This is a genomic window from Nocardia miyunensis NBRC 108239 (assembly GCF_001613065.1).
GTDB lineage: Bacteria > Actinomycetota > Actinomycetes > Mycobacteriales > Mycobacteriaceae > Nocardia > Nocardia miyunensis.
Map to the genome: position 1 here is coordinate 16231 of NZ_BDBQ01000117.1, position 25558 is coordinate 41788.

Genomic DNA, 25558 nt, shown 5'->3' on the forward strand with positions numbered 1-25558 from the left:
TGACTCTCCTTCTCCTACGCTGCCCTGGCGGTCAGAACAGCGGATCGAACCGGTTGATCAACCACCGCCCCTGCACCTTCGTCAGGCCCACGCGCAAGGCGTTCTGCGACTGGGACGGTTGCGGATTGCCCGCGACAGTCGTGGTCTGGTTGATGTAGACGATGACGGTGGCCTTGTCCTCGGACACCGATTCCACTGCCGCACCCACGGGTGTGGCTTGCATGCTGACTTGCTTCTCCTTGGCGGTCGGGCCGACCACGGTGTCCGCCAGCTGACCGTAGGTATCGAGAAATTCGCCGGTCAGGCGGGTTTTCGCGGAAGCGAGGTCCTGCTCGACGGTCTCCGGCTTGTAGGACAGCACCACTACCGCACTGTCGGAGGCCGCCTTGGCGACGGTGTCGCGGGCGGAAGCGAGGTCACGATCGGCCGAGTGCTGGACCAGCAACTGTAGCGAAACCAGCAGCGCCAGAATGAGAATCGGCACAACGGCGCCACCAACGAGGCGCCGGCGACTGTGCTGCCGCCTGTGCATCAGGCCGTTCCACCAGGCGGAGCCCAGGGCAGCGACGATAACGACTCCGCACACCACCTGCATCCACACCGGATTCCCCAACACCGAGGAGACGGCGACGATCCCCGCGGCGACGATCGCCGCCGGAACCAGATCTGCCGCGATCGATACGACTGTGCGTAGGTAGCGGGTACTGGTACGGACGCTCATTGGACGAACCCCACTTTCGAAAGCTTGTACTTTCCGCCGACCTCCGTGATGTCGACGCGCAGCTGGTACTGCTTCGGCTCGGTCTTCACCTGCACCCCGTTGGGCAGTGCCAGGCTGTGGCTCGCCTGGTCCGGCCCCGGAGCCTGGTTCGACTGCGGCAGCGGAACCGACGTCTGGGACGTGGCGACGACCATGACGGTGATGCTCCCGTCCCGGTTGTGCCGCTCGATACCGGCGGCGACGCCGTGTCCGGTGCTCACGCCGCCAGATGCCTGCATCGTGTCCAGGACCGAACGTTTACGCGCGTCGAATTCGTCATGCCACTGCCCGGTCGAGTTCGCCAGCACGCGGTCCACGTATCCGCCGGCATCCGCGGAATCGGTCGAAATCAGTTGTGCCACTGCGTCCATCGAGAACTGCATGATCTGCTGATCATGATCGTTGTTCCGGACAACCGTGTGGTGTCCGCTCATCGACCAGCCACCGGCCACACAACCGGCCACGAAGATGAGCGAGAGAAGCCCGGCGGCGATACGAATCGCCAGGTAACGACGTCCGGTGTGGGGCTGCGGCGCATCGGATTCCGGCTCCGGGTCCGCTTGGGCGATGCCCGTGTCCGATTCGGTGGTGTCCAGATCCGCTTCGGCGATAACCGGCGCCTCGTCCTTCGCGACGTCCACGGTTCTCACAGCGGCTCCATTCGGTCGATCAGCCATTGGCCGTGCGGTCTGACCACGTGCACCCGGATGCTGCTGACCAGATAGGCCGGATCCGGCTTCGTGCTGTTCGTGGTCACTCCGCGCAGAAAGACCAGCACCACCGCGGAGTCGTCACCAGCCGATACCAGCGAGGTACCACTGACCTCCCATCGGGCGGCGACGTGGGATTGCTTGGCCTGCGGGATGAGCGTGTCAGCGGTCAGCTTCGAATACGAGGCCAGGAAATTCCCGGTGAGGTGACTCTCGGCTTGGCGCACGTCCGAGTCGACCGAATCGGCCCGGTAGGTGAGCACACTCGCGGTGAGCTTTCCAGCCTGCTCGGCGACGCTGCTGCGAATCTCGTTGGTGTGCCGGTCGGGAACCGTGTAGCAGAAGTACCCGACCGCCGCGAACGCCGTCGCCAGAACCGCCAGCAGCGCAAGCACACTCAATTTCAACGCCCAGCGGCCGGAAATACGCCGCCGCAGATCCACCGAGCCGATCCTCCGCTGAATCATCGACATCGGCCGGCCACCGACGGCGAAGGGAATTCTCGATACCCCCAGGCGCGCGATCATGGGACGACCTCGACCTTCGAGAGTTTGTAGCCCCCTGCTGCCTGGACCACATCGACCCGCAGACGCCAGGTTCTCGGATCGTCCTTGGCGCCCGAGGAATTGGACACCTTGGACACCGCCGTCACCAGCACGGTGGTACTGCCGTCGGGGTTGTGCCGCTCGATTCCGGCGCCCAGGATTTCGCCTGTCGAGTCGGTCTTCGAATCGTTGATCGCACCGACGAAGTTGTTCTGGACTCCCCGAAATTCCGCCAGCCACTGACCGGTCGCATCGAAGGCGATGCGGTTCGCGCTGCCCGTGGGATCCTTGACACTCGGCGATATGAGGTTGACGACCTCCTGACGGGCGGCCCCCAACAGGGCCATATCTCGTTCACCGGCCCGATCGCTGTTGCGATGCACGATGACCAGCGCGATCGCCGCCGTCGCCAACCCCGCCAGCACAAGTACGACCAGCGCCGCGCCGACCGCGTTCAGGCTCGGGCGCACGAGCCATCGCGAGGCGGCGTTGCGCGGTGCGTCCTCGTCAGTGCTCTCGGAATCGATGGCATCCGAGGCCTGTTCGTCCTCGAGGTCCTCGGGATTGAACTCTGCTGTCTCCCGCTCCGTGGCGATTTCTCGCTCGTCGCCGACGTCCTCCTCAGCGGTCGGCGATTCGCTCCGTGGGGGCGCGTCGGTTCGGTGCGTCATCAGTGGCCTCCTGTCAGCAGGGTCTGCAGTGTCGGTGCAACCTGTCCGGTGCCGGGGACCAGTCCTGGCTGCGTGTGGACGGTCCCGTCGCCGCCTAGATATCCGCCCGTGGCGGGGTCGTAGCTCGCGGTGCCCACATGCGGTGTCGGCGCGGACGCGGGTGCGGCGGGCGCCTGCGGGTTGTCGATTGTCGGCGTGGGGTTTTCCCGCCAGGGGTTGGTGCCCTGCGGAACGTAGGGCTTGTCGCTGTCGCACATCTCGACCGTCGGCGCGCGCTTGCCCGGGTGATCCATGCAGGGCAGGTTGCGGGCACCGCGAACCGCGTTGTCGGCGTTCTGCGGAATCGCACAGTAGATGGGATTCGGGGTGCGCACCGGGGCATCGACCGACGAACCATCCCTGCGCTGTGCGGGCGGAAGGAATCCGGTGGTGCACGGCGACGGGGCGTTGAGGTTCAGCTTGAAATCCAGGAAGGCCCGGTTGGTGCCGCCGGAATCCGGGAGGTTGATGGTCTTGAGCGCGCTCACGCTCGCGGGCAGCAGGACCAGTAGTTGCTCGATGGACGCGTTGTAGGTCACGGCTACCTGGCCCAGGCTGCTGAGGTTCGCGACCAGCAGCGGCGCGGTCAGGTGCAGCTGTCCGAACAGTTCGCTGGCCTCACGCGCCGACCCGGGCCCGGTTTTCAGGATGTCGCGAACCTGCTGATCGCTGGCCTGGGCCTGTCGCACGGAGTTCGACAGATGCGCGACCCAGTCCCGGATCGCGGGGCTGCTGACCTGTTGTGAGTCCAGGAATGGAGCCGAATCGTCGATCAGTGTGGTCACCGCACCGGTATCGGTGTGCGTCTGGTCGAGCACCCGGTCGGTCCCGTTCAACAGGCGCTGCAGGGCGTCACCGGAGCCGCCGAAAGCGTTCTGCGTCTCGTTGATCAGCGTGGAGAGCTTGTCCTTGGGAATGGAGGTGAGGCTGGTGTTCAGCGTGTCGATCAGCGGCGCGATGTCCTGTGGCACCGTTGTGCGCGTCGCGGGAACCACGTCGCCGTCCGTCAGATACGGCCCGTCCGGCGAGGTCGGCACGAAATCCAGATACTGCTCGCCGATCGCCGAGCGGCTGTGCACATTCGCAGTGGACGACACCGGGATTCGCACCGAACTGTCCACGCTGAGTGTCGCCACGGCGCCGGTCCTGGTCGCCGCCACACCGGTAACAATGCCGACGGTTTTGCCGCGATAAGTCACGTTCGCGCTGTTGTACAGACCACCGCTGGTGTTCAGCTGCACCGAGACCCGGTACCGGCCGATGCCGACCACCGACGGCACTCGCAGATAGACCACGCCCATGACGATCAGGGCGACCGCCGTCACGACGGCGAAGATGATCAGCTGGATGCGTACGAATTTGGACAGGATCATTTCCCACCTCGCACGACGACGTTGTCCAGGCCCGCGGTCAACGGATTCTTCGTCGACAAGGCGGGCACCCGGTCGACGGTGCGCCCCAGGCGCGTTTCCGCGTTCTCGAGCACCCCCTCGAGCGGCGTGCCCTGCAACAGTCCGCGCCCCAGCCGTCCGAGGGTGAGATCGACTGTGCCGCTCAGGTTTCCCGCGTCACCACGGAAGAACTTCGGAATATTCGCCAGCGGCCACGGATATGTCGGGAGCAACCCCAGCGCCCCGGTCAGATCGGGTCCTGCATTGGCCAGCTCACGCATGACCGGTTCGATGTCATGCAGGTTCTGCTGCAGATCCTGAGAGCTGGCGGTGACGACCTGATCGGCCGAGTCGGCGAACCCGCCGAGCGCGGTGACCGTGTCGGTGAGCTGCTGACGCTGCTGCGCCAGGATCGACAGAGCGGGCGGAATCCGATCGAGGGCGGTCGCCAGCACGTCGTTCTGCTTCCCGACGGTCGCTGCCAGACGGTTCAGGCCCGTTGCGGCACTGATGATGTCATTGCTCTGCGCATTGAGGTCGCTACTGAAGGTGTTCGTCTGCGTGAGCAGATCACGAACCTCCTTCTCGTGGCCGGACAGGGCCGCGTTCGTCTGGTTGTTGATCTCCTGGAGCTGCGCCAGCCCACCGCCGTTCAGCACGGTCGACAGCGAGGCCAGCGTCTGCTCGGTGGTGGGATATGTGCTGGCGTGGTCGACCGGAATCACGCTGCCGTCCTTGAGTTCTCCGACCGGCGGCTCGTTCAGCGGGGCCGCCAACTCGACGTGCAGCGAGCCCAGCAGACTGGTCTGGCCGATCTTGGCGGTGGCGTTCGCCGGTAGGTGCACATCTCGATTCAGGGTCACCGTCACCTGCGCGTGCCAGCCCACCAATTGCACGTCGGTGACGTTGCCGACGGTCACGTCGTTCACCCGGACGCGCGAATTACGTTGAATGGATGTCACATTCGGCATCTCGATCTTGACGGTGTAGGAACCGGTACCCCCGCCGACCGTGCCGGGCAGCGGCAGCGAGTTCGGCCCCTGCCACTCACATCCGGCCGCGCCCAGCGCGAGACCGCCGATCAACGCCATCGCCGCGAAACGCTTTTTACACCGCATCACCGGCCACCTCCTGTACTCGCGGGATTCGGGATTCCCAACAGCCCGGCCAGACCGCCGGCCGCATTCACCGGTTGGGTGGTCGCGGGCGCGGGCGCGCGGCCGCGCAGCCACTGCTCGCTGTAGTCGATCTGCTCCGGACGCACCGACAGACCCGAAACCGGGTTCACGCCGACCGGCGGATAATTCATCTGCAGCAGTCGCAGCACCGGCGCCAGTTGTGACACACACAGCTTCGCGGCGTCCGCCGCGCCGAGGTGACTCGCCGATTGAATTGCGCCACAGATGAACTGCACCGGATTGTCGAGCTGTGTCACCGCCAGCGCACCGGTGAACGATCCCTGTGCCGGGTTGTAGATGTTGTAGAAATTCTGGATCGCCGTCGGCGCGACATGTAGCAACTGCTCGATATTGGGACGAATATCGTTGAGCGACTTGGTCACCGCGGCCAGGTCCGCGACCGACTTGGCCGCCGGGTCCCGGTTGTCCTTGACGAACTGCTCGAGCCGGCTCGACATGGCATCCACGCTCTGCAACGCAGTGGCCAACTCCTGATCGGTGCCATCGAGCGCACTCGACACCGAGGCAACGTTCTGGTTCAGCCGGACGATCTGGCTGTCGCTCGCCGACAACGCGGTCATGAACGCCTGCAGGTTCCGCACCGTGGCGAACAGATCGTCACGCCCGTCGGACAGTGTCGTCATCGCGTTGGAGAGTTTGTTGAGGGTGTCGTTGATCTGATCACCCTTGCCGCTGAGCGCATTCGCCGCGGAGTTCACGAAGTCGCCGAGCGCGCCGGCCTTGTTCTGCTGGGTCGGGTTGATCGAGTCGGCCAGCGATTGCAACTGCTTGCGCAGATCGTCCCATTCGATCGGCACCGCGGTGCGTTCGAGCGGAATCTGACCGCCGTCGGCCAGCTGCGGACCGCCGGTGTAGGCCGGAGTCAGCTGGATCGCACGGGCCGAGATCAGGCTCTGGGAAAGGATCACCGCCTTGGCCTGCGCGGGAATCTTGTAGCGAGCGTTGTAGTGGAACTTCACCCGCATCCGGTTGCCATCCGGATCGATCGCGTCGATCGTGCCGATGTCGACACCCAGGATCTTGACCCGGTCCCCGAGGAACAACCCGTTGGTGTTCTCGAAATACGCGGTCGCGGATTCTGTCGTCTCCCGGTTGTAGAAGTGCCAGCCGATTCCCGCCATGCCCGCCAGGACAACGGCGGTCACGCCGACAAGCACCACCTTGCTCTTGATAACACGCTTCACCAGCGCTGTACGCGTCATCGTCATCCCCCCAATCCGGGCAGCGGCGGCAGTCCTGGCAGCGAAGGCAATCCGGGCAGCGCGGGCGCCGGGCTCGGGACACGAGCCGGCGTCTGAGCCGCGCTCGAGGCGGGGGCGGGCGCGGCCTGTGGCGCGTTCAGCGGCCTCGGATCGAGCCCCGCATTCTTGAACGCGGCGTCGATGAAGGGCTGTAGGTACTGTCCCGGGAGCAGATTCATGATGTACGCCTTGAAGAACGGGCCCGACGCAACCGACTCCCCGAGCGAGGTGATGTACTGGCTGGCCGGAAGAATGGCCTTGGCCAGATCGTCCTTGCGCCGGTTCAGCAGATCGGTGACGCTGTTGAGCTGCTGCAGCACGGGCCGCAGTTGCTGCTGGTTGTCGTCGATCAGCGCGGCGATATTCGACGTCACCGACGACAGATTCGTCAGAAGGGTCTGGATCGCCTGGCGGCGCTGATTCAACGCTTCGAAGAGGGTATTGCTGTCGAGAAGTAGTTTGTTGATCTGGTCGCTGCGCCCGCCGAGCACCTTGGTGAGCGACTCGGCGTTGTGAAACAGGTCCTGCACCATCTTGTCGCGCGAAGCCACCGAATTCGACAGGCGCCCAACACCATCCAGTGCGGCACCGAGATTGGGAGCGGTCTGGTCCAGGGTGCGGCTGAGCGTACCCAGTGCATCGGTGACCTGGCCCAGGTCCAGGTTGCTGACCGTCGTGGTCAGGTCGCCGAGGGCATCGGTGAGCAGGTAGGGAGTGCGAGTCCGCTCGATCGGTATCGGGCGGTCCGCCGGCTGTTTGCTGTTCCCGCGGGAAGTGATCTGCAGGGATTTGCGTCCCAGGACGGTCAGCGTCTTGATGGCGACCTGGGTGTCATTGCCCAGTGCTGGCCCGTCGACGTCGAATTTCATCAGGACCTTGTCGCCGTCGATATCGATGTTCTTCACCGTCCCGACCTGGACCCCGGCGAGAAAGACCTTGTCTCCCAACACGATTCCACCGGTGTCGCCGAAGTATGCGGAATATGTCGTCGACGAGCCGAACCAGGAACTGATGGTGTCGAAGCCCACCGCGACCACCACGAGTGCGATGACGACGAGGATCCCGATCAGTCCGGTGCGGACGGTGTGGGTCTTCTTGTGGTTGCTCTTCTGGCTTGTCATCAGGGTGTGCACCTTCCTGCCCGCTGCCCGATGATCGGGATGTAGACCGGATTGCCGTCGGGACCGTTGACCTTGATCTGCACGTCACAGAGGTAGAAGGTGAAGAAGTCGCCGTACAGGCCCAGCCGGGAAAGCCGGTTGTAGGCGTCGGGCAGACTGTGCAGGGCCCAGTCGGCGTAGTCCTTGCCGCCGTTGATCGTTCCCGCGAGCCGGCCCATCTCGGTGATGTCGGATTTGATGGTGGGCCGCGTATTCGTCAGCAGATCCGCCACCGACCGCGACGCGTTGTTCACATGAACCAGCGCATCGCCGATGGGATCGGATTGCGCCGCGAGCCCGCTGATGAGCTGCTGCAATTTGTCGATCCCCTGGTCGAATTCGGCATTTCGCTTGTCGACCGTGCCCAGCACGGTATTCAGGTTCTTGATCACCGACCCGATCAGCTGATCCCGATCGGCCAGCGTCGAGGTCAGCTGTCCAGCCTGGCGCAGCAGGTCGGAGATCGTGCCCCCCTGTCCCTGCAGGACCGCCACCAGGGAGTTCGAGAGCCGGTTGACCTGGTCGAGCTGCAATGCCTTGAACAACGGGCGAAAGCCGTTGATCAGCGCATCCAGATCCAACGCCGGCACCGTTCGGCTCACCGGAATGGTGGCCTGTGTGGGCTGCGGGGTCGTCGAGCCCGGACTGTCGAGCAGTTCGAGATAGTGCTGGCCGACCAGATTCTCGTAGCGCACCGCCAGTTTGGTCGACTCGGTGATCGGCACATCGTGGGTGAGCCCGAATTCGACCAGGGCCGTGCCGTTCCCGATGACGTGCACCGACTTCACCTTGCCGACTTCCACACCGGCGACCCGCACGAACTCCGCCGATTTCAGTCCGGACGCGTCGCTGAACTCGGCTCGGTACATCCGCTCGGACCCGAAGCGCATCTGGGAGAACACGATGATCACCGCTGTGGTGAAGAACACCATGACCACCGCGAATATCGACAGCTTGAGGATGGTTCCGGATATCTTCATCGGTGCGCCGGCCCTCCCAGGATATTTCCGAACAGGTAGTCCACGAAGTACGGCGAACCGATACGCGGAGCCGTCGAATCGACGATGTTCGCGCCTGTGTCGGTGACGAGCACCGGCGCCGGATACATCTGGCGGGTGATCAGCGGATAGCAGCCGGGCTTGCCGCCGGGCCCGCCCTTGGCCGCCACCTTGGGAAGATTGTCGGGGTACCGGTACGGGTCCGCCCCGCCGAGAAAGCCGATGTCGAGGTCGGCGGAATACCCGGTATTGCCGCCGAACGACTTCAGCTGGGCGTTACGGGTATTCACGCTCTGGTGAAGTAGGCAGGTCAGCTCTGGACTGTATTTCGCGAGCAGTCCCGCGGTCGGAACCAGCAGCCGCATCGAATCGACCAGCCCGTGTTCGAGGTCGTTGGTCAGCCCAGCGCCTTGATTGCCGAAGGTGACTGCCGCTTGCAGGACCGATACCAGCTCGGACTGTTGCGTGACAACTGATTCCGCGGTGGTCGAGGCGTAGCCGAGCATATCCAGAAGCTGCGGTGCGACATCGGCGTACATGTTGGTGACGGTTGCGGCATCGTGCAGGTCACGCTGCAGCTGCGGCATCGCCGGATGCAAACGAGCCAGGGTTGCGTCCGTTTTCGCCAGCGTGTCACCGAGTTGCTGTCCACGGCCACGCATCCCGTCGGAGACGGCGGACAACGCGGAGTTCAGCTTCGCGGGGTCCACGTGCTGCATTACCGATTCGAGGTTCTCAAAGACCGTGTTCACCTCGGTCGTCACATTGGTCGAGAGCACCTGCGCGCCCGCCGCCAACGGGCGCCCTTGACTCGATGCGGTCTGTAGCGCAACGTATTTCGACCCGAAGGCGGTGGTCGCCTTGATCTGGGCAGTGGTGTCGGCGGACAGTAACGCGAACCGTGGCGCATCGATGTCGAGATTCAGCCGCGCTCGCCCGTCGGTCTGGGACACGCTGCGTACGTGCCCGATCACGACACCGTTCAGTTTGACCTTTGCGCCGTCGTCCATCACCAGGCCCGACCGGTCGGAAACCACAGTGATCGGTACCGTGCGCGTCAGGTCGCCGTGAAACGACAACGTGCAGAACAGGATTGCTGCCACCAAGATCGCAGTCAGCGCCAGCCCGGCTCTGATCAGAGGTGGCTTCTTATAGTGGTTCTTCCTACCTGTACTCATATCGTGCCTATCCCGCGAGGTCGAATTTTCCGGAGACGCCGTATATGGCCAGTGAGGCGAACAGGACAACCATCACCACCACAGCCAGCGAGGTGCGAACAGCACGTCCGACTGCCTCTCCGACCCCCGCCGGACCGCCCGCGGCCCCATATCCGAAATAGCAATGGATCAACATCACCACCAACGCCATCAGCAATGCCTGCAGAAAAGACCACAACAGGTCGCTCGGACGCAGGAAAGTAAAGAAGTAGTGGTCGTAGATTCCGGAAGGTTGTCCGTAGACATCGACCGTGATCACCCGGGCGGCAAGAAAAGACATGATGACAGCAACCGAGTAGATGGGCACGATCGCGACCACGCCTGCGATCACCCGTGTCGACACCAGATACGACATCGATCGAATCCCGGCGACCTCCAGCGCGTCGACCTCCTCGCTGATCCGCATCGCCCCCAACTGCGCGGTCGACCCCGCGCCGATCGTCGCCGACAATGCGATACCCGCTGTGATGGGCGCCATGATTCGAACATTGCAGAATGCCGCGAAGAATCCGGTGAGCGCATCGACGCCGATGTTTCCCAGCGAATTGAAGCCCTGAATCGCCGCGAGGGTGCCGCCCGCGAAGGTCATGAACCCGACGATCACGATAGTGCCCCCGATAACGGCGAGCGTTCCGGTGCCCATGCCGATCTCGGCGATCAGGCGCATCGTTTCTCGATTGTACGAGCGCAACGCATGCGGCGAGTAGCGTACGGTCTTCCAGTAGAACAACGCCTGATCGCCCAGAGACTCCAATGTCCTGCGCGGGGCGACGACCAATGTCGATATTGTAGCCATGACTACTTTCCCGTTCCGTACTTGACGCCGACAGCTGTGGCGATGACATTCACGGCGAATAGCGCCATGAAGGCATACACCACGGTTTCGTTCACCGCGTCTCCGACACTCTTCGCGCCACCCTTGACGGTGAGTCCGCGATAGCACGCGACCAATCCCGCTATCAGCCCGAAAATGCAACCTTTAGATTCGGATATGACAACCTCGGGCGTTCCGGTGACAAAAGTCAACGAGGACACGTAAGCACCGGGTGTAACGTTCTGAAAAAAGACTGAGAAAATGAATCCGCCGACTATTCCGATGGTGATGACCAAGCCGTTCAACAGCAGGGCGATCATCGTGGAGGCCAGAACACGTGGCACGACCAGCCGGTGAATCGGATCGATGCCGAGTACCCGCATCGCATCGATTTCCTCGCGGATGGTGCGCGCCCCGAGATCGGCGCAGATCGCAGTCGCGCCCGCGCCGGCCACCACGAGAACCGTCACCAGCGGCCCGATCTGGGTAACCGCGCCGAGCGCGGCGCCGGCGCCGGACAGATCTGCCGCGCCGAATTCCACCAGAAGGACATTCAGGGTAAATACCACCAGGACGGTGAACGGCACCGCGACCATCAGTGTGGGTACCATCGATACTCGAACGATGAACCAGGACTGCAGCACGAATTCCCGCCATTGAAACGGCGCCTTCACCATGGCACGAAATGTCGCGGCACACATTTCGAAGAATGCGCCGACCGGCCGCAGAGCAGGATCGACCAGTTTCGACACTCTCGCTGTCCGGTGCATCACCGATTTCGGTGTGGCCGAGCCGGTATCCGGCGAACCGGTCATCGACTTCCTCCTCATCACTGTGGACAGCGGCAGTCCCGAGTTCGGTGGATCCGCTGTCGAAATGGGGTGACTCAGCTCCCGGATGTACGGTGTGTGCGGTTATTCGCGCAACCTCCGAACTGGGGCCGGATAACACTCACGTCATCGAGAACGTCCTAAACATATGACGCGAATCACCTGCGGGCGATATCCCCCGGGGGGAAGCCCACTATCCGATCGGGGGAGATTCCCGCACCCCGATCACCTCGGGCCAGGGCGCTGACGTCGAGTTTTCCGGCGAACATCATGCCGATTCGGCACAGGAATAACGATCGATCGATCATTTTGCCCGCTTCCTGCCCATCACTCCCCCCCTATAGGAGGGCGTATCGCCTATCGGAGGAGGATTCGGCGACGACGAGCACTGATCAGGATGGGTTGCAGGTAGCACAGTCTCTGCCGAACTCCGAGTAAACCGATCCAGAAGGGTGAGCCGCGATGTCGGATCCGATTTCCGTGATCGCCACCATCGTGATTAACGCGACGGGTGCGATCGACAACGCCAACCTTCCCAGCGGCGCCAAGGCATCCGCGCAGGTAGCAGTCGAATCTGGTGGCAAAGCCGCCACATCGCTCAGTGCCCGACTCGACCACGCGGTCGCACAGTTGCCCGAGCCGGCGCAACAGGCCGCCCGCAATGGCATTCAAGGAGCCTCCGATCACATCGCAGCGATGATGTCGGCACCGAATGCGCTTCGAGCGCAATCCGATACGAATCACGAGCCGGTCCGGACCCGGACAGATCCCGCCGAAAGCCACCGTCAGCCGCCGGCGACCCGCATCGTGCCTGCGGGCCAGTTTCCCGACAGCCAGGGCACAGTCGGTCCGACTCGTTCGATTGTCATCCAGGTACCCGATGCCGCAGCGGCGCCGCCGGCGATGACCAGCGGGCGAATCGCAGCATTCGTGCCGTGGTTCCAGCAGGCCGGGACGCTGTGTTCCGGTGTTACAGCGCCCACTCTGGCGGCTCTCTACGCAGCCGAGAACGGATTCCACTACGGGCCCGACGCACCCGTATCACCGGCCGGCGCGCTCGGGCCCGGACAGTTCATGCCTGGCACCTGGGCTGTTTATGGAAAGGACGTTCACGGCACCGGTCGCGCCGATGTCTTCGATGTCGGCGACTCGGTCATGGCGTCGGGACACCTGTTGTGCGACGACTACCGGCGGATACAGTCGTGGAAGGCCAAGGGGCTGGTTACCGGCGACACGCTGGACCTCACCCTCGCCGCCTACAATGCCGGCGCCGCAGCTGTTCTGCGCTCACACGGGATGCCGTCCGGCAGCGCCGATTACGAAAACCAAACCAAACCCTACGTCGCCCGCATCCGGGCGACCGAGAAGGACTACGACTGGCTCCAGCAGGCATCCGATCTGCTCCGCCCAGCCACCGACATCGGCACACGCATTGTCGCCGACGCGATGAAATACCTCGGTATTCCGTATGTCTGGGGCGGCGGGGGCAGCAATGGGCCGTCCATGGGCGGATTCGATTGCTCCGGACTCACGTCCTATGCCGTGCACACCGCCAGCGGCGGAACCATCACCCTGCCCCGTACCTCACAAGGCCAATGGCACGTCGGCACCGAGGTCCCCCTGCCGGACGCAGCACCGGGTGATCTGTTGTTCGGCAACTGGGGTCCCGACGGCCCGGGCCACGTTGCCATCTATCTCGGTAACAACCGCATGATCCAGGCCCCGCAGCCCGGCGACTCTGTCCGGATCAGCCCCGTCATGCCCGGCATGCACGCCCGCCGGATCAACTGAGTACGAACGTGGCGGCTCCCCCGGAATTCACCCGGGGAAGCCGCCATCACATATCGAATGGAAGGAGTCCGACCACGCAGATCGCCGGTCACACGCGAAAGAGGCGAAGCCGCAGCACTATTCGCCCAGCAGCGACCAGGCGATCGCCTGTGCCCGGTTTGCCGCACCGAATTTCCGGAGAATATGTTTGACGTGCGATTTCACAGTGCCCTCGGTGATGACCAACTGCTCGGCGATGGCACGATTGGTAGCGCCCGCAACCATCAGGCGGAAGACGTCCGCTTCCCGTTCGGTGAGACTACCGGTCGTTCCGTAGACGGACTTCGACGGAGTCGGGTTTTCGTGATCGTCAGAATCGGCCGCACGGACCATGGCGATATCGGATTCACACAGGTCGTCCATACGATTCACCGCTGAAACGACCAAGTCCCGCACCTGGTCACGCTGGTCGCGTAGCCGCTCCAGTAACACCGTGCGTTCGTAGATGTGGCTGAAGCCATCGGTGAAGGCCCACAACACATCCCGGTCCCCCTCATCGGCGCGGCGAGTCAGCGGATGGTGGTCGGCATGGACGAATCCGACCACGTCGTCAGCATGGACGATCGGTGCCACCACATACGACCGGGACCGCCCGGCATCGACGATGATCGGCTTGTACACCGCGGCGTTGGATGTGTCGTACACCAACGACGGACGCCGTTTGGCGAGCAACTGTGCCTCTGGCGCACGGGAATCGAGCGGAATGCTCTGGTTGATCCAGTCCACGAACCACGATTCAGATTGGCGCTCGCCTGCGAAATGCGCCATCGACGGACGCCATGAGCGGCCCTCGACCCGGGACAGAACGACCCGCTGGAAACCGCACCGCAGCACGACCTCCTCGCAGGCTACGTCGAGCAACGCCGTGGTGTCGCGAATACTTCGCAACCGACTCAGTCCCGCGGCACACTCCGCCAGCCGCTGACTGCGTTGACCAGTGTCGTGGAGGTAAAGGTCCATTGCCAGTTGCTGCAGCTCGAGAATCAGTCCGCACAACGTCTCGGCAGCCGTACTATCGGTGCTGCGGACATTGCGCAATCGCGCAATGCAGAAGTGGACGAGATTTGAGACCACCTCCGCCGAACGCCACGGGCCGTCCCATTCCATCTGTGGGAGAGGGGCGGCACCACCGACCGCCTCGAAGACCGCGTCCCGCAGCACTGCGAGCCGGGCTACAAGTTCATTCTCTCGTCGACGCCATCCCAGGCGAACGCGGCCGGTCGGGCTGGTGCCGGTGCAATCACTGGCCATTGCTACAGGCATTGTCACACCCGCCGTTCAGAGTTCGTGGCCCGGATGTATTGCGCGATGGCACTGGCACGATTGGGAGCACCGAGCTTGTGCAGGATGTGCTTGACATGGGATTTCACTGTGCACTCAGCAACCGTGAGCAGGTCTGCCACCTGGGCGTTGGTCACGCCACTCGCCAGTAGCTTCAGTACCTCACGTTCACGCGCGGTCAGTCTCGCCAAACCGCCTGGCTCGGTTCGGGCGGTGACTTCCGCCGGGGAGAATCCGTCCGCTTCGACAGCGACAGCTGTCCGGACCATCGGGTCCGGAAATCGGACTGCGATCCGCACGGGCGCTTCCAGAACTTGCTCGACGGATCGGAAAGCCTCCGAAAGCTGTTCGCGCTGGCGCGTCAGGCGTGATTCGAGCACCATGCGCTCGTAGATCACACCGACCCCCTCGGCGAACGTGCGCAAACTGTCCCGATCGGCTGTGGTGAGCGGGCGCCGCGACAGATAGGTGTCGGCGTGCAGCAACCCGAACACCGACCCACCGACGATAAGGGGCGCCACCACGTATTCGCGGGTGTTGGATGCCTCCATCAGCGGCCGAAAAGTCCGCGGCTCATTCTGTGCGTCCGAGACGAGGGCAGGCAGCCGCCGCCGCACGATTTCCGCCTCCACCATCGGCGAGGCCAAGGCAATCTGCAGGTCGGCTATGTAGTCGGTGAGCTCACGATTGAAGCCGCTGTCGTTACCGTCGGAGAGGAAGAGTAACCACGGCGCCCAGATGGAACCACGCACAGTCGAGACCATCGCCCGGTCGAATCCCGCAGCCGCGCACAGCTCGGCAGCGGCAGCTTCGAACACCTCGGCGGCGGTAGTCTTTCTACTCAACCGCGCCAACGCGTCGAAAATCCGTCCCGGTGCGAAGCTGGGCTGTGTGAGCGTGTGCTTGCGCAGCGTCGACTGCACCGCGCTGACATCGGTCAACAGCTCAGCCAGATCCGTTGTATCGGCCGGACGCCCACGTACACAGGCAAGTCGTCGCTTTGTGCGCTCCAGTGTCACCCCCAGCAACTGGAGGTAGGGCCGGTTCGCGCCATCGCCGCCGGCGTGTTCGGCCAGCTCGCTGACCTGAGCGTTCAACTCCACTATCCGGGACACCAGTGCGGCGAAAGTATGTTGGGGTGCTGCTACCGGTGCCGTCATAGTTCCTCGAACTTCTCTGACGCCGACCGGAATCCACGCAGCCAGCGTTCCGGGTGCCTCGTCGCGCCCTTGGCCCAACTCCCGGGGTGCCGCACCTCGCGCTCACGTTAACGATGTGTTGCGAGATTTACTTACGGCTACATGGTCGGTGATGTAGGTCACCGTGTCAAGTCCGATCTATAGGTATACATCGCACGAATACACCTTCAGAGCTGCTCCGCGATCCTGAACGGTGCGACACGAAACATGCCGTCACCACGGTAGTGATTCATGATTTACTAGCGGCATGGCATTGCCTGAAGCCCTCGCGAATCGACTGACCGTTCCCGCCATCGCCGCGCCCATGACGAGCGTGTCGGGACCCGAGCTCGTGATCGCCGCATGTCGCAGCGGCGTGGTCGGCTCCTTCCCCACACATAACGCCGCCACCACGGAAAAACTGGACACCTGGCTCCGGCAGATCTTCGCGGCCCTCATCGACCACGACGGCCCGACGGCTCCCGTCGCTCCGAATCTGGTGGTACACCGGACGAATACCCGCCTTCAGGCAGACCTCGACTGCCTGGTCCGGCACGGAGTCGAACTCGTGATCACCAGCGTGGGGTCGCCGAAACCGGTCATCGCCCCCTTGCATGCCATCGGCTGCCGGGTATTCGCGGATGTCTCGAGCATGGCGCACGCACAACGTGCCATCGAGGCCGGGGCCGACGGCCTCGTGCTACTCACCGCCGGCGCAGGCGGCCAGACCGGCTGGGCCAATCCATTTGCGTTCGCACGCGCCGTCCGAGCCCGCTACGACGGCCCGATCGTGCTGGCCGGGGGTATCACCGACGGCACCTCGATACTCGCCGCACAGGTATTGGGCGTCGACCTCGTCTATCTGGGGACTCGATTCATCGCCACATCGGAAAGCCTTGCCACGGACGAGTACCGAACCGCGCTGATCGAATCGACCCTCGATGACGTCATACTGTCCACCCGGGTCGGCGGCATCCCGGCCAATCTGCTGGCGAGCTGGCTGGCCCGCGACGACCAGTCCGCCGCCAACCAGGAAAGCTCGAGCGGATTCGAACAGGACCGGTTGTTGCGCAACCGCGCCGCCTGGAGCGCGGGGCACAGTGTAGCGGGGGTCGGTGCAGTCACCACGGTGGCCGAACTGGTCCAGGCCATCACAGAACAATACGAACGTGCGCGCGACAAGTTGCTGCCGACGCTCACAGAATCCCGCCCCGAGGCCCGGATCGACACCTACCGACCCGCCACCACCCCGGGCAATCAAGGGCGAGTGACCAGCTCCGCCGCCGGCACTGTCGACCTCAACAGACCAGATAGTTACTAGCAAATCACTAGAGAGGCCGAAGTTGATGGGTTTTCAGGCCTCGCCATGCCGCTTGAACCGCAACAAGCCCACACTTCCGCGATAACTATCCATGCGATAGTGTATGACCATTCACTAACTCGCTGGTACGTCGTACTCGCTCGCCGGCAGTGATCGCGACATTCGAATCGAAAGGCGTACGGATGCCCGTACTCAAATCCGAGGTCGACACAGCGTCGTCGACGTATCTGGAGAATCACCAAGCTCAGTCGGCGGCCGTGGCCGCCCTGAACGAGCAACTGGCGCTGGTCGCCGCCGGTGGCGGCGAGCGCTACGCCACACGTCACCATGATCGCGGCAAACTGCTGGTCCGGGAGCGAATCGAACTACTCATCGATCGTGATGGCCCGTTCCTGGAGTTGTCGGCCTTGGCGGCCTGGGGCACCGAGTTCAACGTCGGCGCCGCGATCGTCACAGGTCTCGGCGTGGTCTCGGGTGTCGAGTGCATGATCATCGCGCACGACCCCACGGTTCGCGGCGGCACAATGAACCCCTACACACTGCGAAAGAACCTGCGTGCGTTGGAGATTGCCCGCATCAACAGGCTGCCGGTCGTATATCTCGTAGAGTCCGGCGGTGCCGATCTGCCGACCCAGGCGGAGTTGTTCGTCCACGCGGGCCGGATCTTTCACGAGCTGACCGAGATGTCCGCTATGGGCATCCCTACCATCGCCCTGGTATTCGGCAACTCGACCGCGGGTGGCGCCTACGTACCGGGTATGTGTGACTACGCGGTATTGGTCGACAACGCGGCAAAGGTCTTTCTCGGCGGCCCGCCGCTGGTGAAGATGGCCACCGGCGAGGACGCCGACGACGAGGAACTCGGCGGCGCGGACATGCATTCGCGGATCTCGGGTCTGGCCGACTACTTCGCCGTCGACGAGACCGACGCCCTCCGCATCGGACGCGACATCGTCGCCCACCTCAACTGGCGCAAACTCGGTCCCGGACCGACACAGCCGGCCGACGAACCGTGCTATGACGCAGAGGAGCTACTCGGAATCGCGTCCGGCAATCCACGTATCCCCTTCGACCCCCGAGAGGTCATAGCCCGCATCGTCGATGGGTCCCGCTTCTCCGAGTACAAGCCTCGCTGGGGCACCAGCATCGCGACCGGGTGGGCCTCGATTCATGGATTCCCGGTCGGCATCCTCGCCAATACCCGCGGCGTGCTGTTCAGTGAAGAAGCCAAGAAGGCAACGGAATTCATCCTTCTGGCCAACCAGACCGATACCCCGCTGATCTTCCTGCACAACGTCACCGGGTTCATGGTGGGGACCGAGTACGAGCAGGGCGGGATCATCAAGGACGGCGCCAAGATGATCAACGCGGTCACCAACAGCGACGTGCCGCATATCAGCATCAATATGGGGGGATCCTTCGGTGCCGGAAACTACGGAATGTCCGGTCGCGCATACGACCCCCGCTTCATGTTCACCTGGGCCAATGCCCGGCTCGCCGTCATGGGCGCTCAACAGCTCGCCGGTGTGCTCTCCATCGTCGGCAAGGCCGCCGCCGCCTCGGCGGGACGGGAGTTCGATCTCGAGGCCGACGCGAAGCGCACCGCCGCGATCGAGCAGCAGATCGAGGACGAATCCCACCCGTTCTTCATTTCCGCGCGCCTCTACGACGACGGCGTGATCGACCCGCGCGACACCCGTGCCGTGCTCGGCATGTCCCTGTCCGCAGCCCATTCCGCCAAGGTCGCCGGTCGGCGCGGCTTCGGCGTCTTCAGGATGTGAGAAATCCGATGCCCTCCACGACAGAACTGCCTGCGAAATCCCAGCGACCTGTGATCACCAAACTGCTCATCGCCAATCGCGGCGAGATCGCGTCCCGGATCATCCGCACCGCGCGGCAGATGGATATCGCGACTGTAGCGCTGTATTCCGACGCCGACCGCGACGGGCCGTACGTCCTGCAAGCCGACGAGTCGGTTCACCTGCCCGGCACCACGCCCGCCGAAACATACCTACGCGCGGACCTCGTTCTGGATGCGGCCCGGCGCACCGGCGCTACAGCGGTCCATCCCGGCTACGGATTCCTTTCCGAAAACGAGCAATTCGCCCGCGACTGCGCGACGGCGGGTGTGATCTTCGTCGGCCCCAGCCCGGAGGCTATTGCCGCGATGGGATCGAAGATCGAGGCGAAACGCATGATGTCGGCCGCGGGAGTACCGGTGTTGCCGGGGGCCACCGTCGAAAGCGAGTCCGACGAGGACCCCGATCGGCTGCGTTCAGCAGCGGAACAGATCGGCTTTCCGATTCTCGTGAAGGCGGCATTCGGCGGCGGTGGGCGCGGTATGCGCATCGTGTCCGACCAGAGCGAGCTGATCGATGCCGTCCGCAGTGCCCGGCGGGAAGCGGCATCGGCATTCGGGAACGGCACGGTATTCCTGGAGAAGTTCGTGGAGTCACCGAGGCACATCGAGGTGCAGATCTTCGGCGACAGCTACGGAACCGTCGTCCATCTCGGCGAACGCGAATGCTCGATCCAACGGCGATACCAGAAGATCGTCGAGGAGTCTCCCTCTACCGCAGTCGACGACGCGCTGCGCGACGAGCTCGGCAGAGCCGCGGTCGCCGCCGGCAAGGCCCTGTCCTATGAGGGCGCCGGCACGGTGGAATTCGTGATGGCACAGGATGGTTCGTTCTACTTCCTCGAGGTCAACACCCGCCTCCAGGTCGAGCACCCCGTCACCGAACTCGTCACCGGCGTCGATCTGGTTCGCGGACAATTGCTGGTCGCCTCGGGCGCACCACTACCCGAGGAAATGCTCGACGCGGCGCCGCAGGGGCACGCGGTCGAGGTCCGCCTGTACGCCGAAGACGTTGCGGCGGGCTTTATTCCGGTATCGGGCACGCTGACCACGTTGGAATTCGCGGAACTGCCGGGCGTCCGCATCGACTCCGGTTTCGCCTCCGGCTCGCATGTGAGCACGTTCTACGACCCGATGCTCGCCAAGGTGATCGGTTACGGAGCCGACCGCGATGCCGCGTGCGACCAGGTCGCGCGGGCGCTGCAGGAGACTCGCATCCACGGGGTGACCACCAACCGCGATCTGTTGATCGGCATACTGCGCGAGCCGGAATTCCGCTCCGGCGCCATCGATACCGGATATCTCGACCGGCACGATCCGGCCGATCTGATGGCACGCCGCAGCAGCGACGGGACGGCCGGCCACACGCATGCCCTCGTGGCCGCCTTGGCAGCGCAGGCGGGGCGTCGCACGAATTCGCCGGTACTGCCCCGGCTCCCGTCGGGATTCCGCACCCTTCCCAGTGCACCCCAATCGGTTTCCTTCGAGTGCGGTGACAAGGTGATCACCGTCGAGTACCGCTTCGACCGTGCTGGTCTCATTGCTCGAATCGGCGATCGGCGTTCGGACAGCCTCGAGCTGAACACGGCGACAGCCGAATTCGTCGACATCGTCATCGACGGCATCAGGCGGCAGTATCACATCACCCGTAGCGGAGCAACGCATTTCGTCGACAGCGCCCTGGGCGCTACCGAACTCCGAGAGGTCGAGCGCTTCCCCGACCCGAGCGACATGCAGGAGGCCGGGTCACTGCTCGCACCGATGCCCGGAACGGTCGTGCGAGTCGAAGTGACCGAGGGACAGTCGGTTTCGGCCGGGGATGCGGTCGTGGTGCTGGAGGCCATGAAGATGCAGCACACCATTCGCACGCCCGCGGACGGGATCGTCGTGAAGATCCCGGTCGCGGTGGCGGCTCAAGTCGATTCCGGCGCAGTGCTGGCGATCGTGCAGGACGGTGAGGCCGATGAGTGACGCGGTTCTCTACAACGTCGACCGCGGCGTCGCCTGGCTGACCATCAATCGGCCGCATGCCCGCAACAGCCTCAGCAAAGCGGTGCGCGACGGACTGTTCGAGGCGATCGGCCAATTCAACGCGGACGAGCGGGCCAAGGTGCTCGTGCTCACCGGTGCCGGCGACAGAGCGTTCTGCGCCGGGGGCGATCTCAAAGAGATGTCCACCGAGAAACTGACGATTCCGCCGATCGATTATGTCCCGCAGTTCGGCCGCAATATCGACGTGCGCAAGCCCACGATTGCGGCCGTCAACGGTGCTGCGTTCGCCGGTGGCTTCCTGCTGGCGCAGACCTGCGACCTGTGTATCGCTTCCACCACTGCCACCTTCGCCATTTCGGAGGTGAAGGTGGGGCGTGGATCGCCCTGGGCAGCACCACTTCCACTGATGATCCCCCGCCGGATCGCAATGGAGATCGTGTTGACCGGCGCCCCGATGACAGCGCAGCGTGCTCACGAGATCGGATTCGTGAATCAATTGGCCGAACCGGACCGGCTCCACGCTCGCGCGCAGGCACTCGCCGAGCAGATTGCTGCGAACGCGCCGCTCTCGGTTCTGGCGGGCAAGCAGACAATGGCGCTGACCGCGGAACACCCGTTGCGCGAGGCTTTCGATCGCGCCGAAACGATATGGGCGCCAGTGTATTCCAGCGCGGACGCACAGGAGGGCATGCTTTCCTTCGCTGAGAAACGCGCCCCAAGATGGCAGGGGAAATGATGGCTCTCGACTATCCCGCGCTGCTGCGCGATCTGAAGTATGAGACCGACCTGCTGGTCGATTATCTATCCTGTTCTGCCGAACTCGCCTGGGATGCCAAGACTCCCGCGGACGGCTGGGCGATCCGCGACCAGGTGTCACACCTCGCCTACTTCGACGACTGCGCTCATCTGGCGCTCACGGACGCCGGCCGATTCCGTGTCGAGGCCGACCGACTGATGGCGCTCGGTCCGGACTTTCCCGACCGTGTGGCCGAAGCGCACCGCCATATGTCCCCCCGCGAACTGCTGAACTGGTTCGACGAGTCCCGCAGTCGCCTGCTCACCGCGTTCGACACCGAGGATCCGCGTCGGCGTCTGCCCTGGTTCGGTCCGGACATGAGCGCAGCTTCCTCGGCAACCGCACGGCTGATGGAGACCTGGGCACACGGTCAGGACATCTACGATGCGCTGGGCGTCGAGCATCCACTGAGTCCGGGGCTGCGGAACATCGCTCATCTCGGGGTGAGCACATTCGCGTTCGCCCATCGCCTGAACAACCTCGAAGTGCCGACGGAACCGGTGCGCGTGGAACTGGACGCGCCCGAATCGGATGGGGTGTGGACCTGGGGACCGGCCGATGCCGAAAACCGCGTGACCGGTCCTGCGGAGGACTTCGTACTCGTGGTCACCCAGCGCCGCCATCCTGACGACACCAAGCTGAACATCATAGGTACCGTCGCGCGGGTATGGATGTCGATCGCCCAGGCATTCGCGGGGGCACCGGGAACCGGACGTCCTAGCCGAACCGGCGCTTGCTGAAGGGAATTCGACTAATGAACAGGACGACTCCGCGTCGGCCGGTGCGTATCGGCAATGCGTCGGGCTTCTATGGAGACCGGCTTGCCGCTTTCCGGGCAATGGTCGAAGGCGGGCCGGTCGACGTGGTCACCGGCGACTATCTCGCCGAGCTGACCATGCTGATCCTTTGGAAGGCGAAGCAGAAGGATCCCGAAACCGGTTATGCGAAAACGTTTGTGACCCAATTCGAACAGGTTGCCAGGACCTGTGCCGACCGCGGCATCAAAATCGTGGTCAACGCCGGCGGGCTCGCCCCGGCAGGCTTGGCGGCGCGGGTCCGGTCCATCGTGCAAGCCGAAGGGCTCGATCTGGCGGTCGCCCATGTGGAGGGCGACGATATCGTCGATCGTCTCTCACAGTTGCAAGCCGCTGGTCACCCCTTGCGCCACCTCGACAAGGACATATCGCTGGAACAGGCTGGCGCACAGCCGATTTCGGCGAATGTCTACCTGGGAGGCTGGGGGATCGCGGCGGCGCTGGCCCGGGGCGCGGATATCGTGATCACCCCGCGTGTCACCGATGCGGCTCTCGTCCTGGGCGTCGGAGCGTGGTGGCACAACTGGAAACGCACCGATTTCGACGCATTGGCAGGTGCGGTGGCGGCCGGTCATATCATCGAATGCGGGCCGCAGGCCACCGGCGGCAACTACTCGCAGATCCACGAGATCGCCGACCGCCGCTACCCGGGCTCGCCGATCGCGGAGCTCGCGCACGACGGTAGCTTCGTCATCACCAAACACGATGGCACCGGAGGGACGGTGTCACCCGGAACCATTACCGCTCAGTTGCTCTACGAGGTCGACTCACCGGTGTATTTGAACCCGGATGTCGTCGCGCACTTCGACACACTGCAGCTGACCCAGGACGGCACAGACCGGGTCCGCGTGAGCGGTGCGACCGGGTCGCCCCCGCCATCGACGCTGAAGGTCGCGATGAACTTCATCGGCGGGTACCGCAACACGATGACGTTGGTGCTGACCGGCCTCGACATCGAGGAAAAAGCTCGCTGGGCCACCGAGCAGCTGTTCGAAATCCTCGGCGGGCGCGAGGCTTTCGACGACGTCGACGTCCAACTGCTGCGCTACGACCGCGCCGAACCGGCGCGGCTGAGCGAGGCGACCGCGCACCTGCGGGTCACTGTCAAGGACCGCGACAGGTCGAAGGTCGACCGCGCCTTCTCCAACGCGGTTCTCGAACTCGCTGTCGGCGGCTACGCCGGATTCCACACCACAACCCCTCCATCGTCGGCATCCGAATTCGGCGTCTACTGGCCGACCGTGGTGCCGGCGGCGGGGATCGAACAGATCGTGGTGCACACGGATGGGTATCGGGAAACGATCGAGCACGCCCCACAGACCGACGACCGATACAGCGGGGTCATCCGTGGTGTCGAATACAACTCTGGCACTGCTGATTTCGGCCCGACAACCAGGCGTCCGCTCGGTTCGGTGGTCGCGGCCCGCTCAGGCGACAAGGGAGGCAAGGCGAACGTCGGCATCTGGACGGATACCGCTGAGCGATGGAACTGGCTGCGCTCACATCTGACGACCGAGCGGCTCACCGAATTGGTCTCCGATGCAGCGGGCTTCGAGGTTCGCCGGTACGAGTTCCCGAACCTTCGCGCACTGAACTTCGTCATCGTCGGGTTCCTGGGCGATGGTGTCGCATCGTGTACCCGGACCGACCCGCAGGCGAAAGGGCTCGGCGAGTTTCTGCGAGCGACATATACCGACATACCCGACAAGCTCATGGGAGACCCTGATGGACTTCGCTGAATCGGTCGAGCACCAAGAACTTCGTCGATCAGTCGGTGCGATCACCGACAAGTACGGGCCTGCCTATTACGCCGAACGTGCTGTGGCACACCAACCGACCACCGAACTCTGGCAGGACCTCGCCGACCACGGATTCATCGGAATCAACCTGCCGCAACAGTACGGCGGTGGCGGCGCGGGCATGACCGAACTTGCGATGGTGTGTGAAGAGACCGCCGCACACGGGTGCCCGCAACTGCTACTACTGGTCTCGAGCGCGATCTCCGGCGAGTTGCTCGCAAAGTACGGCACCGATGAGCAGCGACGAGAGTGGTTGCCGCGCATGGCTTCCGGTACGAAGGTCGTCTTCGCGATCACCGAGCCCGACGCCGGATCCAACAGCCATCGGATATCCACGACAGCACGACGATCGGGCGACGACTATCTTCTCACCGGAACCAAGTACTACATTTCCGGCGTCGACGAAGCAGCCGCACTGATCGTCGTCGCCCGCACCGGACGTGACGAATCCACCGGCGCAGCACGGATGTCACTGTTCCTGGTACCGACCGACGCTGCGGGTCTGGTCGAACAACGCCTGCCGGTCGGAATCAGTGTCCCGGAGAAACAGTTCACCCTGCACTTCGACAATGTCCGGCTACCCGCCGACAGCCTCATCGGCATCGAGAACGAGGGCTTCCGGCACGTCTTCGACGGCCTCAATCCAGAGCGAATCACCGGAGCAGCGGTATGTATCGGCATCGGCCGCTTCGCTGTCGAGCGTGGCGCATCGTACGCACGCACTCGATCGGTGTGGGGGTCACCCATCGGCGGTTACCAAGGGATTTCACATCCGCTGGCCAAAGCGAAGATCGAGATCGATCTCGCGGCCGTGATGACGGCGAAGGCAGCGTGGCTGTACGAGAACGGGCTGCCCGCGGGTGAGGCGGCCAACATCGCGAAATACGCGGCGGCCGAGGCGGCGGCTGCCGGCGTAGATCAGGCGATCCAGATCCATGGCGGGAATGGGCTCAGTACGGAGTTCGGCCTACTCCCGCAATGGGGACTGGCACGATTGCTCCGAATCGCGCCGGTCAGCCGCGAGATGATCCTCAATTATGTTGCCCAACATAGTCTTCGGCTTCCGAAATCCTACTGAACGAGATGGTATGACCGAGAACACCGCTGATCAGC

23 protein-coding genes are annotated in these 25558 nt (G+C 63.8%); 8 read left to right on the forward strand and 15 right to left on the reverse strand.

Annotated elements, in window-relative coordinates; genetic code table 11:
* Nucleotides 1-31: 31 nt before the first annotated feature.
* From NM2_RS41920 to NM2_RS49860, 13 genes are all read right to left on the reverse strand, one after another.
* Nucleotides 32-721, reverse strand: coding sequence for an Rv1363c family protein (locus tag NM2_RS41920; protein WP_084532094.1), 690 nt, complete (start codon nucleotides 719-721; stop codon nucleotides 32-34).
* The gene (locus tag NM2_RS41925) at nucleotides 718-1410 is read right to left on the reverse strand and encodes an Rv1363c family protein (RefSeq protein ID WP_067681979.1); all 693 of its coding nucleotides are present in this window, start codon (nucleotides 1408-1410) and stop codon (nucleotides 718-720) included. The genes NM2_RS41920 and NM2_RS41925 overlap by 4 nt, the downstream gene beginning before the upstream one ends.
* On the reverse strand, nucleotides 1407-1913 hold the full coding sequence (locus tag NM2_RS41930; RefSeq protein WP_157121770.1) for an Rv1363c family protein: 507 nt from the start codon (nucleotides 1911-1913) through the stop codon (nucleotides 1407-1409). The genes NM2_RS41925 and NM2_RS41930 overlap by 4 nt, the downstream gene beginning before the upstream one ends.
* Nucleotides 1914-1993: 80 nt before the next feature.
* A complete protein-coding gene (locus NM2_RS41935) occupies nucleotides 1994-2686 on the reverse strand; it encodes an Rv1363c family protein (RefSeq protein ID WP_067681994.1) in 693 nt (230 codons plus the stop codon).
* Complete coding sequence (locus NM2_RS41940; protein ID WP_067681996.1) at nucleotides 2686-4098, reverse strand: MCE family protein; 1413 nt, start codon at nucleotides 4096-4098, stop codon at nucleotides 2686-2688. Before NM2_RS41940 ends, NM2_RS41935 begins: the two co-directional genes overlap by 1 nt.
* Nucleotides 4095-5234 (reverse strand): MCE family protein, encoded by a 1140-nt coding sequence (locus NM2_RS41945; RefSeq protein WP_084532095.1) that lies wholly within the window; start codon nucleotides 5232-5234, stop codon nucleotides 4095-4097. The genes NM2_RS41940 and NM2_RS41945 overlap by 4 nt, the downstream gene beginning before the upstream one ends.
* Entirely contained in the window at nucleotides 5234-6517 is a 1284-nt protein-coding gene (locus NM2_RS41950) for an MCE family protein (RefSeq protein ID WP_067682037.1), read from the reverse strand. The genes NM2_RS41945 and NM2_RS41950 overlap by 1 nt, the downstream gene beginning before the upstream one ends.
* Nucleotides 6518-6519: 2 nt before the next feature.
* Nucleotides 6520-7677 carry an MCE family protein gene (locus NM2_RS41955; RefSeq protein ID WP_067682040.1) on the reverse strand — a complete coding sequence of 386 codons (1158 nt, stop codon included), beginning with the start codon at nucleotides 7675-7677 and terminating at the stop codon, nucleotides 6520-6522.
* Nucleotides 7677-8696, reverse strand: coding sequence for an MCE family protein (locus NM2_RS41960; RefSeq protein ID WP_067682002.1), 1020 nt, complete (start codon nucleotides 8694-8696; stop codon nucleotides 7677-7679). Before NM2_RS41960 ends, NM2_RS41955 begins: the two co-directional genes overlap by 1 nt.
* On the reverse strand, nucleotides 8693-9892 hold the full coding sequence (locus tag NM2_RS41965) for an MCE family protein (RefSeq protein ID WP_067682005.1): 1200 nt from the start codon (nucleotides 9890-9892) through the stop codon (nucleotides 8693-8695). Before NM2_RS41965 ends, NM2_RS41960 begins: the two co-directional genes overlap by 4 nt.
* A gap of 7 nt (nucleotides 9893-9899) precedes the next feature.
* Nucleotides 9900-10727 carry an MlaE family ABC transporter permease gene (locus NM2_RS41970; RefSeq protein ID WP_051194377.1) on the reverse strand — a complete coding sequence of 276 codons (828 nt, stop codon included), beginning with the start codon at nucleotides 10725-10727 and terminating at the stop codon, nucleotides 9900-9902.
* Between the two features lie 2 nt (nucleotides 10728-10729).
* Nucleotides 10730-11515 carry an MlaE family ABC transporter permease gene (locus tag NM2_RS41975; protein ID WP_067682010.1) on the reverse strand — a complete coding sequence of 262 codons (786 nt, stop codon included), beginning with the start codon at nucleotides 11513-11515 and terminating at the stop codon, nucleotides 10730-10732.
* A 218-nt stretch (nucleotides 11516-11733) separates the two neighbouring features.
* Nucleotides 11734-11883 carry a hypothetical protein gene (locus NM2_RS49860; protein ID WP_157121772.1) on the reverse strand — a complete coding sequence of 50 codons (150 nt, stop codon included), beginning with the start codon at nucleotides 11881-11883 and terminating at the stop codon, nucleotides 11734-11736.
* Nucleotides 11884-12055: 172 nt separating this feature from the next.
* Between NM2_RS49860 and NM2_RS41980 the strand changes: the two genes are divergently transcribed.
* Nucleotides 12056-13366: a C40 family peptidase gene (locus NM2_RS41980; protein ID WP_245718500.1), complete on the forward strand. Its 1311-nt coding sequence runs from the start codon at nucleotides 12056-12058 to the stop codon at nucleotides 13364-13366.
* Between the two features lie 117 nt (nucleotides 13367-13483).
* On the opposite strand, the gene NM2_RS41985 is transcribed toward NM2_RS41980, so the two are convergent.
* Together NM2_RS41985 and NM2_RS41990 are read right to left on the reverse strand one after the other, a co-directional pair.
* The gene (locus NM2_RS41985; RefSeq protein ID WP_245718501.1) at nucleotides 13484-14293 is read right to left on the reverse strand and encodes a helix-turn-helix transcriptional regulator; all 810 of its coding nucleotides are present in this window, start codon (nucleotides 14291-14293) and stop codon (nucleotides 13484-13486) included.
* Nucleotides 14294-14670: 377 nt separating this feature from the next.
* Nucleotides 14671-15783, reverse strand: coding sequence for a LuxR C-terminal-related transcriptional regulator (locus tag NM2_RS41990; protein ID WP_245718502.1), 1113 nt, complete (start codon nucleotides 15781-15783; stop codon nucleotides 14671-14673).
* Nucleotides 15784-16132: 349 nt separating this feature from the next.
* Between NM2_RS41990 and NM2_RS41995 the strand changes: the two genes are divergently transcribed.
* From NM2_RS41995 to NM2_RS42025, 7 genes are all read left to right on the forward strand, one after another.
* Entirely contained in the window at nucleotides 16133-17185 is a 1053-nt protein-coding gene (locus tag NM2_RS41995) for an NAD(P)H-dependent flavin oxidoreductase (RefSeq protein WP_084532099.1), read from the forward strand.
* Nucleotides 17186-17367: 182 nt separating this feature from the next.
* Nucleotides 17368-18966, forward strand: a complete 1599-nt coding sequence (locus NM2_RS42000) for an acyl-CoA carboxylase subunit beta (RefSeq protein ID WP_040830944.1) — start codon at nucleotides 17368-17370, stop codon at nucleotides 18964-18966.
* 8 nt (nucleotides 18967-18974) lie between these two features.
* Complete coding sequence (locus NM2_RS42005; protein WP_067682022.1) at nucleotides 18975-21014, forward strand: ATP-binding protein; 2040 nt, start codon at nucleotides 18975-18977, stop codon at nucleotides 21012-21014.
* Nucleotides 21007-21771, forward strand: coding sequence for an enoyl-CoA hydratase/isomerase family protein (locus tag NM2_RS42010; RefSeq protein WP_067682023.1), 765 nt, complete (start codon nucleotides 21007-21009; stop codon nucleotides 21769-21771). Before NM2_RS42005 ends, NM2_RS42010 begins: the two co-directional genes overlap by 8 nt.
* A complete protein-coding gene (locus tag NM2_RS42015) occupies nucleotides 21771-22571 on the forward strand; it encodes a TIGR03084 family metal-binding protein (protein ID WP_067682025.1) in 801 nt (266 codons plus the stop codon). The genes NM2_RS42010 and NM2_RS42015 overlap by 1 nt, the downstream gene beginning before the upstream one ends.
* A 14-nt stretch (nucleotides 22572-22585) precedes the next feature.
* Nucleotides 22586-24385, forward strand: a complete 1800-nt coding sequence (locus tag NM2_RS42020) for an acyclic terpene utilization AtuA family protein (protein WP_067682028.1) — start codon at nucleotides 22586-22588, stop codon at nucleotides 24383-24385.
* A complete protein-coding gene (locus tag NM2_RS42025; RefSeq protein ID WP_040830948.1) occupies nucleotides 24372-25523 on the forward strand; it encodes an acyl-CoA dehydrogenase family protein in 1152 nt (383 codons plus the stop codon). The genes NM2_RS42020 and NM2_RS42025 overlap by 14 nt, the downstream gene beginning before the upstream one ends.
* Nucleotides 25524-25558 lie beyond the last annotated feature (35 nt).